Origin of the sequence: Ancylobacter sonchi, assembly GCF_018390695.1 — a bacterium.
In the GTDB taxonomy this organism is placed as follows: Bacteria; Pseudomonadota; Alphaproteobacteria; order Rhizobiales; family Xanthobacteraceae; genus Ancylobacter; species Ancylobacter sonchi.
In genome coordinates this window covers 103,543-118,137 of sequence record NZ_JAHBGF010000033.1, presented here as the reverse complement: position 1 = coordinate 118,137, position 14,595 = coordinate 103,543, and the positions used below count along the sequence as shown (strand labels likewise).

Genomic DNA, 14,595 nt, shown 5'->3' with positions numbered 1-14,595 from the left:
ATGTCCGGCTCGTAGACGAGGCTGCGGGCGATCGCCACGCGCTGCTTCATGCCGCCCGACAATTCGTGCGGGAACCGGTCCTCGAACCCCTTGAGGCCGACCAGTTCCAGCGCCGCCTGCGCCTTGCCGCGCCGCTCGCGGCGGGACAGCCCTCCGGCCGCTTCCAGCGAGAACTCGATATTGGCCAGCGCGGTGCGCCAGGGCAGCAAGGCATATTGCTGGAACACGATGCCACGCGACAGGCTCGGGCCGGAAACCTCCTGCCCGTCGATGCGCAACGAGCCGCTGGTCGGCGTGGCGAGACCGGCGAGAATCTCCAGCAGCGTCGTCTTTCCGCAGCCGCTGGGCCCGACGATGGTCAGGAACTCACCCGCCGGCACATCGATCGCCACGCCGCTCATGGCGACGAACTCCCCTCCCGGCACATCGCGCAGGGGGAAGGCATGGCGATCGATGCGCAGGGAAATCTTGGGCGGCGCACCGTCGGCGGAGGAGGAGGCAAAAACCGTTGACATAGATCAGTACATTAAATCTATAGATTATAGAGTCAATGCATGATCGAACAGGTTTTCGAAAGGACGGCGGATCAATGGCGCGCCACGGGCATATGAAGCTGAACGCCTTCCTTCATCCGACCGGCCATCACATCGCGGCCTGGCGCCACCCGCAGGCGACGGCGGATGCCGGCGTCAACATCGACCATTATGTCGAGCTCGCCCGTACGGCGGAGCGGGCGAAGTTCGACGCCATCTTCCTCGCCGATTCCGCGGCGGTGCGGGACCAGAACATCGAATCCGCCAGCCGCTCGGCCCGCTATGTCGTGCATTTCGAGCCGATCACGCTCTTGTCCGGCATCGCGACGGCGACGCGCCACATCGGCCTCATCGCCACCGCAACCACCACCTATAACGAGCCCTTCCACATCGCCCGGAAGTTCGCCTCGCTCGACCACATCAGCAAGGGCCGGGCGGGCTGGAACCTCGTCACGTCGTCGGGCGAGGTCGAGGCCTTCAACTTCGGCCGCGAGACACATCCCGCCCACGCCGACCGTTATGACCGCGCCCGCGAGTTCGCGCAGGTGGTGACCGGTCTTTGGGATAGCTGGGAGGACGATGCCTTCGTCCGCGACAAGGAAAGCGGGCTGTATTTCGAGCCGTCGAAACAGCACGTCCTCAATCACAAAGGCCCGCATTTCGCGGTGCGGGGGCCCTTGAACGTCGCCCGCGCACCGCAGGGCCGGCCGGTGCTGGTACAGGCCGGCTCGTCCGAGGCCGGCAGGGAGCTCGCCGCGGAGACCGCCGAGGTCATCTTCACCGCCGCCCAGACGCTGGAAGAGGCGCAGGCCTTCTACGCCGATGTGAAGGGGCGCCTCGCCCGCTATGGCCGCCATCCGGACCATCTGAAGATCCTGCCCGGCGTCTCCCCCATCGTCGGGCGCACCACCGAGGAGGCGGAGGAGAAATTCGCGCAGTTGCAGGAGCTGATCCATCCCGCCGTCGGGCTGTCGCTGTTGTCGCAGATGCTCGGCGGCTTCGATCTCTCCGGCTACCCGCTGGACGGCCCCCTGCCCGATTTGCCGGAGAGCAATGCCGCCAAGAGCCGGCAGAAGCTGCTGGTCGATCTCGCCCGGCGCGAGAACTTCACCATCCGCCAGCTTTATCAATGGATCGCCGGCGCGCGCGGCCACTGGAGCCTTCGCGGCACGGCCCGGGACATCGCCGACCAGCTGGAAGCCTGGTTCGAGGGCCATGCCGCCGACGGCTTCAATGTGATGCCCCCCTATCTGCCCGGCGGGCTCGACGATTTCGTCGGGCTGGTGGTGCCCGAGCTACGCCGCCGCAAGCTGTTCCGCGAGGAATATGAGGGGCGGACGCTGCGGGAAAATCTCGGCCTACCCTATCCGCATCATCCGGCAGCCACCGGGCCGACCCGCCCGCGACGCATCGAGCAGCCCGCCGCGTGAGCACCTGTATTGCGACGCCCTGCTCTAGCGAGAGGGAACAGACGCGGCCTGTCCACGATCCCCATCTGGCTCGACGTATGAGCGGGGCTCTCCTCAGTCTGCTTGAGCCCACCGCCACGCCGGGACATCTCAAGCAAGGCTCCTCGGCGCGATCACAACCATCACGCTTCGCTGCCGAACGTTCTCCAGGCTCCGGCAAGCCCCGACGTGAGGACGACAACCATGCCTGTCGATTTCCGCGGAGAATTAGCCCTCGATTTCGACTGAGAACTGACCCGGGCTGATGGTGGTCCTGGGGTTATGTGGCGGTCACGTTTCGCGGCTTGTCCGTGGCGGGTTTGGGCGGCTTCGCGGCAAATGTTCCGGCCGCACCGCCTACTCCGCCGCGCGGCGAAACAGGCCGCCACGGGCCGCCAGAGCCATCTGGTTCAGCCGGTCATAACTTATTGGAAAATAAGCAAGTTGAGATAGTTGCGCCCCCCGCCGGCAAAAGACCTGATGCGTCAGGGTTTACGAAGAGCCGCCGCAAGGCGACCCTTTCGTGTTGGGGTGGTCGCGACCGCCCCGCCGCACCGGACCGGCGCCTCGCCGGCGCAAGCAGGAAACCTCAGGCGAACGTGCCGACGTCGATCGCGCGGGCATCCCTCACCTGCAAATAGCCGGCGCGGTTGGGATGCAGCCCGTCGGCGGTGAGCCAGTTCGCGGTGCCGTTCACTTTCCATTTGCCGCTGTTCCGGCTGCTCTCCAGTGCGTCGGCGACGTCGAACACCGCGTGAAGCGGATGCGAGCCGTCGCCCATCCGGCTGGCGCGGCGGCTGCCGCCAGCGACCGGCCGTCCGTCGCGGATCGGCGCACCGTCGCGCAGCCAGTCGTTCAGGCTCTCGCGCGTGCCGTTGCCGCCGGTCGAAAAACCGGGTGCGGCCTGCTGCCCCTCGAGCGTGCGGAAGTCGTCGGAACTCCTCGTCGAGGGCGTGATGGTGGTCTGGAACAGCCGCGCGCCGGGACGCTTGAAGCGCGCGCCCTGCATCCATGTGGCCAGCATCTCCGCCTGGAGGGTGGCGAGATCGGTATCCGCCATCCCGTTGACCCCATGCTGGAAGACGATGTTCTTCACATAGCGGGCGAGAGACAGCCGCTTGTGGCAGGAGCCGAGAAACTTGGCGAGGCTGTCGCCGCTCACGCCGGCATTGAGCCAGGCGTGGTTCCCCGCGGCCCGGCCGATCAGCCCGTAGCCGTCGCTGTCGTCATGTTCGTCGCCGACGCCCTGCATGATGCTGTCGCCGATGCCGAGCACCCCGCCATGCCGCGTGCGTGCGAGGATGCCGACCGGCCACATACCATTGCTGCGCGACCGAGGATCGGCGCTGCTGTTCGAGCGGGTACGGTCCGCCACCCGCCCGGCGCTGTCCATCGAGCCGGACCCGGTCAGGGGGTTTTGCGGATTGGTCGTCAGCGCGTAGGGCGCGAGGCTGTAGGTGGCCACGCGCACCCAGAACTGCGCGCCCGCCGGAATACGCACCGGCAGGAAATCCGAGCAGATCTCGCCCCCGGCATCGGCGATGCCCTGCGAATGGCCGCCGAAGCTCAGCGGGTGCACCGTGCCGGCCGGATATTCGATCGCGATCGAATAGGCGGTCTGGGCGTGCACCGCATATTCCATCTTGTTGCCGATCCGGTTGACGAACCAGTTGGCGAAGCGCACGGCGATCTCGGTGACGTCGCAGGCGACGCTATGGCGCTGGGCCCCGAAATAGGAGATGCGCTGCCGGGTCGAGAGGCCCGAAGGCACCCAGCAATTCGTTCCGACCTGTCCATAGTATTCGCCACGACGTAGCGGAAACTCCGCGGCGTTTGACGGCAGGATACCCGGTGCGACTGCTGGGTTGTCGTATCGTAATGCTTCCCGAGATCCTCTGAAAGCAAATCCGCCGAACAGTCCGAACAGGAGAGAGCCCGAACCCGACAACATGGATAGTATCCTCAAGACGACCTTTACGACGCCGATACATGGCCGAAATTACCGCTTTATGCCATTTCTTTTTGCCGGTGCCTCGGGCGACGCCGTCGCGCCGGCCGTGAAGGGCGAGGAGCGGACGCCTCCCTCGCCGGCCGTCCCGTCCTGCCAGCGGCGCGCGGAGCGTGCGTGCCGGAAGGCGATGATCTAGCCTTCCGCCCCGGAATCGCGTGCCGTCATCGGCGCCGACGCCCCTGACGAGAAGGACAGCGATGAACTCCGCGACCACGACGCCCAAGGACGGCGCCGCACCGCCGCTCCGCATCCGCGACGCCGACGAGGCCGACATGGAGGCGGTGCAGGCCATCTACGCCCATCACGTCCTGCACGGCCTCGCCAGCTTCGAGACCACGCCGCCCTCGACTGCCGAACTGCTTGTCCGCCGCGCCGCCGTGCTGGCGGCCGGGCTGCCCTATCTGGTCGCCGAGGAGGAAGGCCGCATCGTCGGCTATTGCTACGCCACCGCCTATCGGCCGCGCCCGGCCTACCGCCACACCGTCGAGGATTCGGTCTATGTCGCCGACGGCCTTGGCGGACGCGGCATCGGCGCGGCGCTGCTCGAGGCGCTGATCCGGCGCTGCGAGGCCGGCGACTGGCGCCAGATGCTGGCGGTGATCGGCAATAGCGGCAATGCCGGCTCCATCGCGCTGCATCGCCGGCTCGGCTTCGAAACCGTCGGCACGCTGAGGTCGGTCGGCTTCAAGTTCGGCCGCTGGGTCGACACGGTGCTGATGCAGCGGTCGCTGGGCGACGGCGCCCTCAGCCTGCCGGACATGTCCGACGGCTGAGCCGGCTGGCCGGCCGGGCGCCCGAACTCGCCGCGCCTCCCGCCGCCGAGCCCGTGCCGCCGGTCTGCGGGACGTGCCTCGAATTTCCGCGTGCCCGCTATTTCGGCGGCCCCATGATGTCCGGCACGCCGCAGGTGCCCGGCGTGCATTCCGGCAGCTTGATCTCCGCCGCCCTGCCCTCGGGCGGCGGGCCCGGCGGCGGCTGGATCTGTCCCGTCATCGAATCGGGCGCCGAGGGGTCGTAGGCCGGCTGGTTGGGAGAGATCGGCTGCAGCGACTGCGGCATCGGCTGGCCCGGCATGTCCGCGGTCTGCGCGCCGGCCGGCCCCCCCGCGGCGGCAACGAGCATCGACAGGGCCACGAGCACGAGGGCCACGGGCACGGTTGTCGGCTTCATCTTCATCGCCCCTCCTGTCGGTACCTTTTCTGGACGGTACCGCTTCGTACCAACAGTCTACACCAGGAACGGCATCGGGCACGCCCCGCGACGCGCGCCGGCTTTCCTGTCCGCCCGCCCTCAGCCCCCGCCGTGCGTGACATCCTCGGCGCGCTCCGGCGTCAGGTAGCCCTGGGCCATCACCTTCTCCAGCGCCTCGCGCGTCGTGCCGCACGCCTCCGCCCGGTCCAGCACCCAGGCAAGGCCGAGCGCGCTCAGGAACAATTCGTTCGCCGTCACCGTGCGGCGGGCCTGTCCGTCCTGCTGCGCCCGGTCGAGGAATTCGCCGGTCAGCGCCACCAGCGCGTTGCAGGAGAGGCACAGCGGCGAGCCCTGCTGCTTCACCGCCGCCAGCACCGGGGCCGGCAAGCCGTTGAAGCTGCGCAGATAATCCTGCAACGACGCAAGCCAGGCACCGAGCGCCGCACCGGCATCGGAGATCTCCCGCGCCTGTTGCGCGCCGGCCAGCAGGGCCGCCTGGCGCTCTTCCAGCGCCGCGGCAAGCAGCGCCTCGCGCGAGGGGAAATGGCGGTAGAGCGTGCCGGCGCCGACCTCCGCCTCGCGGGCGATCTCGTCCAGCGAGGCGTCGATGCCGTGTTGGGAAAAATGCCGCATGGCGGTGCGCAGGATGCGCTCGCGATTGCGCCGCGCATCGGCGCGCAGCCGCGACGGCTCGCCGCTCACCGCATCGGTACTCACCCCATCGGTGCTCATCGGTGAAGTCCCATCGGCGTAAACCTGTCCGCGTGCGCTCATGCAGCTTTTGCCGCCCGATCCGGTTGACGGAAAGTGGAGACCGTCTCCATATAGCATCGAGATAAATGGAGACAACCTCCGCTTTCCGCCGGCACGATGGCGCGCCCACCCTTGTGGCACGCGCCTCCGCCGACGGCTGCGGTCTGCCGGGAGCAAGCCATGACGGCCCTGTCCATTCTCGACCTCGTCCGCGTCACCGAGGAGACCGATGCGCGCGGCGCGTTCGACAACGCCCGCGACCTCGCCGCCCATGCCGAGCACTGGGGCTATAACCGCATCTGGGTGGCCGAGCATCACAACATGCCGGGCATCGCCAGCGCCGCCACCTCGCTGGTGCTCGCCCACATCGCCGCCGGCTCGTCGCGCATCCGGGTCGGCGCCGGCGGCATCATGCTGCCCAACCATTCGCCCTATGTGATCGCCGAGCAGTTCGGCACGCTGGCGCGGCTGTTTCCCGGCCGCGTCGATCTCGGGCTCGGCCGCGCGCCGGGCACCGACCAGACGACGCTGCGCGCCCTGCGCCGCACCAACGAATCCGCCGAGAACTTCCCGCAGGATGTGCTGGAGCTGCAGGCCTTCCTCGCCCCGGCGGTGCCGGGCCAGCGCATCCAGGCGGTGCCGGCGGCGGGCACCGAGGTGCCGCTGTGGATCCTCGGCTCCAGCAATTTCGGCGCGATGCTCGCCGCCGAGCTCGGCCTGCCCTACGCCTTCGCCTCGCATTTCGCGCCGGAGATGCTGCTCTCCGCGCTCGACATCTACCGCAGCCGCTTCAAGCCGTCCGAGCAGCTCGCCCGCCCCTACACCATGGTCGGCGTCAACGTCATCGCCGCCCCGACCGATGCCGAGGCGCGCCGGCTGGCGACCACCCAGCAAATGTCGTTCGCCGACATCTTCCGCGGCGCGCGCGGCCTCAGCCGGCCGCCGATCGACGACATCGAAAGCTACTGGTCCCCGATGGAGAAGGCGCAGGCGATGCGCATGCTCGCCCGCTCCATCGTCGGCTCGCCGGAGACGGTGCGCGCCGGCCTCAGGGCTCTGGTCGCCGAGACCGGGGCGGACGAGCTCATCGTGGTGTCGGACGTCTTCGATCACGCCAAGCGCCTGCGCTCCTTCGAGCTCATCGCCGAGGCGGCGGGGCTCGATGCGGCGCCGACGGCAAGCCTGCCGGACACCCGCGTTCCCGACGCGAATCTAGCCTCCGCCACCTAGAGCATTTTCGAGCGAAACGGGCACCGGTTCGCGCGAATAAAATTCGCACTTACAAAGACTTATAGCAATTCCGGCGAAGCGGGCGTCACCGGAATTGCCTGAGTCGTTCCGTATCGTTTCGGCATGACGATTTGCGGTATCTGATTTCCGGGCAGTGGCGGAAATGCGCCATGCCCGGAAAGGCGGCACTTGGTTCGATTGCAGCATTTTCAATATTTTAGCTGGCAAACGAGCCCGACCCAGAACGCACCCGCTCGGGATCGCCCCAGTTTCCGTGACGGAATTCGACAAATTGATGGACTTGATCCATGCGATTACCGCATGGCTTGGGGTGCATCTGGAATTTTACTAATCTATATCCCCTTCTGGTCGACGGGCGGGTCGGCTGCGATCACCAGAGGGAGTCCGATGCTCACTTCCAGTCCTCCGGGCGTCTCACGCCGCAGGTTCCTCACATCGACGGCGATGGCCGCGCTGCTGGCCGCCAGCGGCAAGGCGTTCGGCGATGTGATCCGCGGCACGCAGCCCTTCTCGCCTTTCGACTACGCGCCGCCGGAGACCCTGCCGGGCGGGCGCTGGTACTTCTTCTCGCCCGACGAGGCGCGGACGGTGGAGGCCATGGTCGAGCGGCTGATCCCGGCCGACGATCTCAGCATGTCCGGCAAGGATGCCGGCTGCGCCGAGTTCATCGACCGGCAGCTCGCCGGCTCCTACGGCTCCTCTGAGCGGCTCTACATGCAGGGCCCCTTCCAGAAGGGCACGCCCGAGCAGGGCGACCAGTCGGAATTCGTGCCGCGCGAGCGCTACCGCCGTGGCCTCGCCGCGCTGGATGCCTGGTGCCGCGCCAACCATTCCAAGGCCTTCGCCGAGCTGCCGGGCGAGACCCGCGACGAGATCCTGTCCGGGCTCGAGGCCGGCAAGATCGAGCTGCCGGGCTTCGACGGCAAGCTGCTGTTCGAGACCGTGCTCGGCAACACCATGGAAGGCTTCTTCGCCGACCCGATCTATGGCGGCAACAAGGACATGGTGTCGTGGAAGATGCTGGGCTTTCCCGGCGCGCGGTACGACTACCGCGACTATGTCGAACGTCACAACGAGAAGCTCGACCTGCCGCCGCTGTCGATTGCCGGCCGGCCGGAATGGAAGACGAAAGGCTAGTCCATGGCTATGAAGCTCCCCCGCAAGGATGTGGTGGTCATCGGCCTCGGCTGGGCCGGCGCCATCATCGCCAATGAACTGACCGACGAAGGTCTCGACGTCGTCGCCGTCGAGCGCGGCCCGTGGCGCGACACGGCGCGCGACTTCAACATCGCCACCGCCGCCGACGAGCTGCGCTACAACCAGCGCCAGGAACTGATGGTGCGCCCGGCGCAGAGCGCCATCACCGTGCGCAACAACATCTCGCAGACCGCGCTGCCGATGCGCAACTGGGGCTCGTTCCACCCCGGCAACGGCACCGGCGGCGCCGGCAACCACTGGGCCGGCATCACCTTCCGCTTCGGGCCGGACGATTTCCGCCTGAAGAGCTACCTCACCGAGAAATACGGCGCCGCCGCCATGCCCGAGGAGCTCACGCTCCAGGACTGGGGCACCGACTGGGCCGAGATGGAGCCGTATTACGCGTCCTTCGACCGCCTCGCCGGCATTTCCGGCAAGGCCGGCAATCTGAACGGCGTCATCCAGGAGGGTGGCAACCCGTTCGAGGGTCCGCGCTCGGAGGAATACCCGACCAAGCCGATGAAGCAGCCCTATGGGCCGACTTTGTTCGCGGAGGCCGCGCGCAAGCTCGGCTACAAGCCGTTCCCGGTGCCGTCGGCCCTCCTGTCGGAGGCCTATACCAACCCGCTCGGCGTCACCATGGGGCCGTGCACCTTCTGCGGCTTCTGCACCAATTACGGCTGCGCCAACTATTCCAAGGCCAGCGCCATCACCACGGTGCTGCCGGCGCTGGTGCGCAAGTCGAACTTCACCGCGGTGACCAATTCCGAGGTGCTGCGCGTCACCCTCGACCGCTCCGGCACCCGTGCCACCGGCGTCGTCTATGTCGATAGCTCGGGCCAGGAATGGGAGCAGCCGGCAGACCTCGTGGTGGTCAGCGCCTTCACCTTCGAGAATGTGCGGCTGATGCTGCTGTCCGGCGTCGGCAAGCCCTACGACCCGGTGTCGAACACCGGTACCACCGGGCGCAACTACTGCTACCAGACCGCCAACGGCGTGCAGCTGTTCTTCGACGACAAGAACTTCAATTCCTTCATCGGCGGCGGCGCCGTCGGCATGGGGATCGACGAGTTCAACAACGACAATTTCGACCATTCCGGCCTCGGCTTCTTCGGCGGCGGCTCGATCCGCGTGACGCCGATCGGCGCCGCGCCGATCGCCAGCCGCCCGACCCCGCCCGGCACGCCGCGCTGGGGCTCGAAATGGAAGAGCGAGACGCAGAAGGCCTATCTCAGCACCATGAGCATCGGCTGCGAGGCGTCGAGCTACGCCACGCGCGGCAACCATCTCTCGCTGGATCCGACCTACACCGACCGGCTCGGCCGCCCGCTGCTGCGGGTCACGTTCGACTTCCCGGAGAACGACCTCAAGATGGCTCAATACTGCACCTCCAGGGTCGGGGAGATCGCCCGCGCCATGGGGCCGCGCCAGGTCGTCGAGCGGCCGATGAAGGGCCACTGGAACACCGTGCCCTACCAGTCCTCGCACGTGGTCGGCGGCTTCGTCATGGGCACCAATCCGACCACCAGCTCGGTGAACAAATATCTGCAGACCTGGGACGTGCCGAACCTGTTCGTGGTCGGCGCCTCCGCCTTCCCGCAGAACCCCGGCTACAACCCGACCGGCACCGCCGCGGCGCTGGCCTTCAAGGCCGCCGACGCCATCCGCAACCTCTATCTGAAGGCGCCGGGCGCGTTGGTGCCGGCATGAGCAGGACCGCCCTCCTCGCCCTCGCCGTCGTCACCGGCCTCACCGGCACCGCCTTCGCCGGCGACCAGACCGATTTCGTCACCGTCGAGCGCGGCCGCTATCTCGCCGTGCTCGGCGACTGTGCCGCCTGCCATACCGCGCCCGGCGGCAAGCCCTTCGCCGGCGGCGTGCCGATCGAGACGCCGTTCGGCCGGCTGGTCGGCGCCAACATCACGCCGGACCGCGAGACCGGCATCGGCGACTGGTCGCTGGACGAGTTCCAGCGCGCCATGTCGGAAGGCGTCGCCAAGGGCGGCTACCATCTCTACGGCGCCATGCCCTACACCGCCTACACCAAGGTGACGGCAGCCGACAACGCGGCGCTGTTCGCCTATCTCAAGACCCTCGATCCCGTGCACAACGAGGTCGAGACCAACCAGCTGCCCTTCCCGTTCAACATCCGGCTCAGCCTGTTCGGCTGGAACCTGCTGAACTTCACCAAGGGCGAATACGTCCCCGACCCGAAGCGCGACGCCGAGTGGAATCGCGGCGCCTACATCGTCGAGGGCCTCGCCCATTGCGGCACCTGCCACACGCCGAAGAACGCCCTGGGCGGCGACAAGGCCGGCGAGGCGCTGCGCGGCAACGTCGTCGACGGCTGGCTGGCGCCGGACATCACCGGCAACGGCCATGCGGGCATCGGCAAATGGACCGCCGACGAGCTCGTCGCCTACATGAAGGACGGCGCCAACCGCTACGACATCGCCTCCGGGCCGATGGCCGAGGTGGTGGAGAAGTCGTCCAGCCAGTGGACCGATGCCGACCTCAAGGCGGTGGCGACCTATCTGAAGAGCCTTGACGGCGCGCCCGCCGCGCCGCCGGCGCCGCTCGCCGCCACCGATCCGCGCATGGTCGCCGGCCGGGCGATCTATGAGGATCGCTGCTCGGGCTGCCATGTCGGCACCGGCGAGGGCATCACCGGCCTGTTCCCCAAGCTCGCCGCCGCGCCGCTGGTGAACAATGCCGACGCCTCCTCGCTGATCCGGGTGGTGCTGGCGGGAAGCCGGGCCGGGACAACCGATGCCCGCCCGACCGGCCCGTCCATGCCGGCCTTCGCCTGGAACCTGAAGGACGAGGACGTCGCCAACCTGCTCACCTATGTGCGCAGCAGCTGGGGCAATGCGGCCCCGCCGGTGAAGGTCGAGGCCGTCCACGAGCTGCGCGGCGAATTGCAGCCCTGACCGCGCTCCGAACCCGGGCCGACAGTCGGCCCGGGTTCAGTCTCTACCGCCTCACTTGCCCGCCCGGGCCGGCCGCGCGTCGCCGAGATTGGGCAGCAGCGCGGCGAGGATGCCGATCGCCGGCAGGAAGGCGCAGGCCTCGAAGACGAAGGTGAGGCTGGTCCAGTCCGCCAGCACGCCCAGCACGGCGGCGCCGATGCCGCCGAGCCCGAAGGCGAGGCCGAAGAACAGCCCCGACACCATGCCGACCCGGCCCGGCATCAGCTCCTGCGCGTAGACGACGATGGCGGAGAACGCCGAGGCCAGGATCAGGCCGATCACCACGCTCAGCACCAGCGTCGCGGTCAGCCCGACATGCGGCAGCACCAGCGAGAACGGCAGCACGCCGAAGATCGAGCCCCAGATGATCGCCTTGCGGCCGATGCGGTCGCCCAGCGGGCCGCCGACCAGCGTGCCGACCGCCACCGCCGCCAGGAACACGAACAGATAGAGCTGCGCCTGCTCCTCCGTCGTGCCGAAATGCTGCATCAGGTAGAAGACGTAGAAGCTGGTGAAGCTGGCGAGGTAGAACCACTTCGACACCAGCAGGCACACCAGGATCGCCACCGCGCCGATCACCTTGGCCCGGCCGAGGCGGGGGATCAGCGTGGCCGGGCCGCCGCTCAGGCGGGCATGGCCGTTGGCCTTGTACCAGTTGCCGAGGCCGGTGAGCAGGATGATGCCGCCCAGCGCCGCGAGGCAGAACCAGGCGAGGCTCTCCTGGCCGCGCGGCAGCACGACGGCGACCAGCAGCAGCGGCCCGAGCGCGCTGCCGATATTGCCGCCGACCTGGAAGGTCGACTGCGCCAGCCCATAGGCGCCGCCCGAGGCCAGCCGGGCAATGCGCGAGGATTCCGGGTGGAAGATCGACGAGCCGATGCCGAGCAGCACGCCGCCGGCGAGCAGCACCTCGAAGGAGCCGGCGAAGGCCAATACCAGCAGGCCAAGCATCGACATGCCCATGCCGAAGGGCAGCGAATAGGGCTGCGGCCGGCGGTCGGTATAGAGCCCCACCAGCGGCTGCAGCAGCGAGGCGGTGACGTTGTACACCAGCGTCAGCAGGCCGATCTGGGCGTAGTTAAGGTCGAAATTGCCCTTGAAGACCGGATAGGCGGCGATGAACAGCGACTGCAGCATGTCGTTGAGCATGTGGCAGAGGCCGGCGGCGCCGAGCACAAGGTAATGGGTACGGACGGGGGACGCCCGGTCGGCAACGGTATCGGCAGCGGTATCGGACATGGTGGCAACGCGGATCCTGCTTCGCGCCGCGGACGGCGCTTCGGTCGATGCCAGTCTTAGCGGCTGGCCTGCGGCCCGCTACCGCGTTAAGGTCATCTTCTTACGCGAGTGGGCCAATGCAGCCGGGCAGTACCGTCGAAGACGCCTTTCGGGAGGTCGCCCGGCCGGTCATCGCGCTGGGCTCCGACTATGCCGACGGCCATGTCATCGCGCCGCACTGGCACCGGCGCGACCAGCTGCTCTACGGCTCCACCGGCGTGGTGCTGCTCGCCACCGCCGCCGGCGCCTGGGTGATGCCGCCGGAGCGCGGCATGTGGATCCCCGCCGGCATCGTGCACGATGTGCGCATCCTCGGCCGGGTCGGCATGCGCAGCCTCTATATCGAGCCCGGAATCATCCGGGGCATGCCGGCGCACTGCCAGGTGCTGGGCATCCCGCCGCTGATGCGCAGCCTGCTGGCCGAGGCGGTGTTCGTGCCGGCGGAATACGATCCAACCGGACGCGACGGCGCGCTGATGGCGCTGATCCAGCACGAGATTCCGCTGCTGCCGGCCCTGCCGCTATCGCTGCCGCTTCCCGCCCACCGGGCGCTGGCCGAGCTTTGCCGGCACTTTCTCCTCGCGCCGACGCCGCATGCGACGATCGACGCCTGGAGCGAGGCGGCCGGATGCAGCCGCCGCACCTTCACCCGGCTGTTCCGCCGGGAGACCGGGCTGAGCTTCGTCGCCTGGCGCCAGCAGGCCTGCGTGATGGCGGCGCTGCCGCGTCTCGCCGCCGGCCAGCCCGTCACCGCCGTCGCCCTCGATCTCGGCTACGACAACCCGGCCGCCTTCACCGCGATGTTCCGGCGCATCCTCGGCGCCCCGCCCGGCGCCTATCTCGCGCGGGAGGCCTGAACGGGCTTGCGCCATGAGTGCCGCGGCTTGTCCTGCCTCGGCCGCCGCCGCTAGAAATGGGGGCGGGGCGGAAACACGATAGCGCCGGGAATGCGGGCGGGGGGACGGGTCGTGAATACCGAACAGGGCGTGCTGCGCCTCTCGATCGCGGTCACGCTGCTCATGGCGGCGGCGGGTATCGTGTTCGGCCTCATGTCCGGCTCCTTCGCCATCGTCTTCGACGGCGTCTATGCGATGACCGACGCCACCATGACCGTCGTCGCGCTGCTGGTGTCGAACCTGATCGCCACCTCCACGGCGGGCGGGGCCGCCGGCGGACGGCTGGTGAAGCACTTCACCATGGGGTTCTGGCATCTGGAGCCGATGGTGCTCGGCCTCAACGGCATCCTGCTCACCGGCGCGGCGGTCTATGCGCTGATCAACGCCATCGGCAGCCTGATGGCCGGCGGCCGCCACCTCTCCTTCGACCACGCCATCGTCTATGCGGTGCTGACCATGGTCGTCGCGCTGGTGATGGCGGCGGTCGGCCGGCGCGCCAACCGGACGCTCGACTCCAGCTTCGTCGCGCTGGATGCCAAGGCCTGGCTGATGAGCGGCGGCCTCAGCGGCGCCCTGCTCGCCGCCTTCGTCTTCGGCTATTCGACCCAGGGCACGCGCCTCGCCTGGATGACACCCTATGTCGATCCGGCGGCGCTGGCGCTGGTCTGCCTCATCGTCATTCCGCTCCCCGCCGGCACCATCAAGCAGGCGCTCGCCGACATCCTGCTCGTCACCCCCTCGGAGCTGAAGCAGCATGTCGACGAGGTGGCGGAAGCCGTGGTGCGCCGCTACGGCTTCCTGTCCCACCGCTCCTATGTCGCCCGCGTCGGGCGGGGGCGGCAGATCGAGCTCTACTTCATCGTGCCCCGCGACCAGCCGGCGCGGAAGCTGGAGGAGTGGGACCATATACGCGACGAGATCGGCGAGGCGATCGGCGGCGAGAGCCCGGACCGCTGGCTCACCATCGCCTTCACCACCGATCCCGAATGGGCCGATTGAGGCCAGCGGCCGGCCTCCGGTACGGAAATACTTCCAGCCGGATGTCTTGCCACATCTTTCGTACCGCCG

At 68.3% G+C, this 14,595-nt stretch carries 13 protein-coding genes; 8 read left to right on the top strand and 5 right to left on the bottom strand.

Going from position 1 to position 14,595, the window contains the following annotated elements; genetic code table 11:
• The coding region (locus KHC28_RS20145) for an ABC transporter ATP-binding protein (protein ID WP_214010163.1) at positions 1–515 on the bottom strand (515 nt) is incomplete at its 3' end.
• Between the two features lie 74 nt (positions 516–589).
• Here KHC28_RS20145 and KHC28_RS20140 point away from each other — a divergent pair.
• Positions 590–1,963, top strand: coding sequence for an LLM class flavin-dependent oxidoreductase (locus KHC28_RS20140; protein ID WP_214010162.1), 1,374 nt, complete (start codon positions 590–592; stop codon positions 1,961–1,963).
• A 607-nt stretch (positions 1,964–2,570) separates the two neighbouring features.
• On the opposite strand, the gene KHC28_RS20135 is transcribed toward KHC28_RS20140, so the two are convergent.
• Positions 2,571–3,929: an SGNH/GDSL hydrolase family protein gene (locus KHC28_RS20135; protein ID WP_214010161.1), complete on the bottom strand. Its 1,359-nt coding sequence runs from the start codon at positions 3,927–3,929 to the stop codon at positions 2,571–2,573.
• Between the two features lie 260 nt (positions 3,930–4,189).
• On the opposite strand from KHC28_RS20135, the gene KHC28_RS20130 reads away from it, so the two are divergent.
• Positions 4,190–4,765, top strand: a complete 576-nt coding sequence (locus KHC28_RS20130; RefSeq protein WP_214010160.1) for a GNAT family N-acetyltransferase — start codon at positions 4,190–4,192, stop codon at positions 4,763–4,765.
• 97 nt (positions 4,766–4,862) lie between these two features.
• Here KHC28_RS20130 and KHC28_RS20125 read toward each other — a convergent pair whose 3' ends face one another.
• Both KHC28_RS20125 and KHC28_RS20120 read right to left on the bottom strand, forming a co-directional pair.
• Complete coding sequence (locus tag KHC28_RS20125) at positions 4,863–5,168, bottom strand: hypothetical protein (protein ID WP_214010159.1); 306 nt, start codon at positions 5,166–5,168, stop codon at positions 4,863–4,865.
• Positions 5,169–5,282: 114 nt separating this feature from the next.
• Positions 5,283–5,915: a TetR/AcrR family transcriptional regulator gene (locus KHC28_RS20120; protein ID WP_214010158.1), complete on the bottom strand. Its 633-nt coding sequence runs from the start codon at positions 5,913–5,915 to the stop codon at positions 5,283–5,285.
• Positions 5,916–6,116: 201 nt separating this feature from the next.
• Between KHC28_RS20120 and KHC28_RS20115 the strand changes: the two genes are divergently transcribed.
• The 4 genes from KHC28_RS20115 to KHC28_RS20100 all read left to right on the top strand — a co-directional run bounded on the left by KHC28_RS20115 (position 6,117) and on the right by KHC28_RS20100 (position 11,314).
• Positions 6,117–7,166, top strand: a complete 1,050-nt coding sequence (locus KHC28_RS20115; RefSeq protein ID WP_214010157.1) for an LLM class flavin-dependent oxidoreductase — start codon at positions 6,117–6,119, stop codon at positions 7,164–7,166.
• Between the two features lie 408 nt (positions 7,167–7,574).
• Complete coding sequence (locus KHC28_RS20110) at positions 7,575–8,324, top strand: gluconate 2-dehydrogenase subunit 3 family protein (RefSeq protein WP_214010156.1); 750 nt, start codon at positions 7,575–7,577, stop codon at positions 8,322–8,324.
• Positions 8,325–8,327: 3 nt separating this feature from the next.
• Positions 8,328–10,094 (top strand): GMC family oxidoreductase, encoded by a 1,767-nt coding sequence (locus KHC28_RS20105; protein WP_214010155.1) that lies wholly within the window; start codon positions 8,328–8,330, stop codon positions 10,092–10,094.
• Positions 10,091–11,314, top strand: coding sequence for a c-type cytochrome (locus KHC28_RS20100; RefSeq protein WP_214010154.1), 1,224 nt, complete (start codon positions 10,091–10,093; stop codon positions 11,312–11,314). Before KHC28_RS20105 ends, KHC28_RS20100 begins: the two co-directional genes overlap by 4 nt.
• A 51-nt stretch (positions 11,315–11,365) precedes the next feature.
• Here KHC28_RS20100 and KHC28_RS20095 read toward each other — a convergent pair whose 3' ends face one another.
• A complete protein-coding gene (locus KHC28_RS20095) occupies positions 11,366–12,592 on the bottom strand; it encodes an MFS transporter (RefSeq protein ID WP_214010153.1) in 1,227 nt (408 codons plus the stop codon).
• A gap of 116 nt (positions 12,593–12,708) precedes the next feature.
• Between KHC28_RS20095 and KHC28_RS20090 the strand changes: the two genes are divergently transcribed.
• Both KHC28_RS20090 and KHC28_RS20085 read left to right on the top strand, forming a co-directional pair.
• Entirely contained in the window at positions 12,709–13,488 is a 780-nt protein-coding gene (locus KHC28_RS20090; protein WP_214010152.1) for an AraC family transcriptional regulator, read from the top strand.
• Between the two features lie 111 nt (positions 13,489–13,599).
• On the top strand, positions 13,600–14,526 hold the full coding sequence (locus tag KHC28_RS20085; RefSeq protein ID WP_312893283.1) for a cation diffusion facilitator family transporter: 927 nt from the start codon (positions 13,600–13,602) through the stop codon (positions 14,524–14,526).
• Positions 14,527–14,595: the final 69 nt, after the last annotated feature.

What these genes read in the sequence shown, in the direction of transcription:
- KHC28_RS20140 (WP_214010162.1), top strand. Translation starts at nt 590, where the DNA reads ATGGCGCGCCACGGGCATATGAAGCTGAACGCCTTCCTTCATCCGACC.
- KHC28_RS20130 (WP_214010160.1), top strand. Translation starts at nt 4,190, where the DNA reads ATGAACTCCGCGACCACGACGCCCAAGGACGGCGCCGCACCGCCGCTC.
- KHC28_RS20125 (WP_214010159.1), bottom strand. Translation starts at nt 5,168, where the DNA reads ATGAAGATGAAGCCGACAACCGTGCCCGTGGCCCTCGTGCTCGTGGCC.
- KHC28_RS20120 (WP_214010158.1), bottom strand. Translation starts at nt 5,915, where the DNA reads ATGAGCACCGATGGGGTGAGTACCGATGCGGTGAGCGGCGAGCCGTCG.
- KHC28_RS20115 (WP_214010157.1), top strand. Translation starts at nt 6,117, where the DNA reads ATGACGGCCCTGTCCATTCTCGACCTCGTCCGCGTCACCGAGGAGACC.
- KHC28_RS20110 (WP_214010156.1), top strand. Translation starts at nt 7,575, where the DNA reads ATGCTCACTTCCAGTCCTCCGGGCGTCTCACGCCGCAGGTTCCTCACA.
- KHC28_RS20105 (WP_214010155.1), top strand. Translation starts at nt 8,328, where the DNA reads ATGGCTATGAAGCTCCCCCGCAAGGATGTGGTGGTCATCGGCCTCGGC.
- KHC28_RS20100 (WP_214010154.1), top strand. Translation starts at nt 10,091, where the DNA reads ATGAGCAGGACCGCCCTCCTCGCCCTCGCCGTCGTCACCGGCCTCACC.
- KHC28_RS20095 (WP_214010153.1), bottom strand. Translation starts at nt 12,592, where the DNA reads ATGTCCGATACCGCTGCCGATACCGTTGCCGACCGGGCGTCCCCCGTC.
- KHC28_RS20090 (WP_214010152.1), top strand. Translation starts at nt 12,709, where the DNA reads ATGCAGCCGGGCAGTACCGTCGAAGACGCCTTTCGGGAGGTCGCCCGG.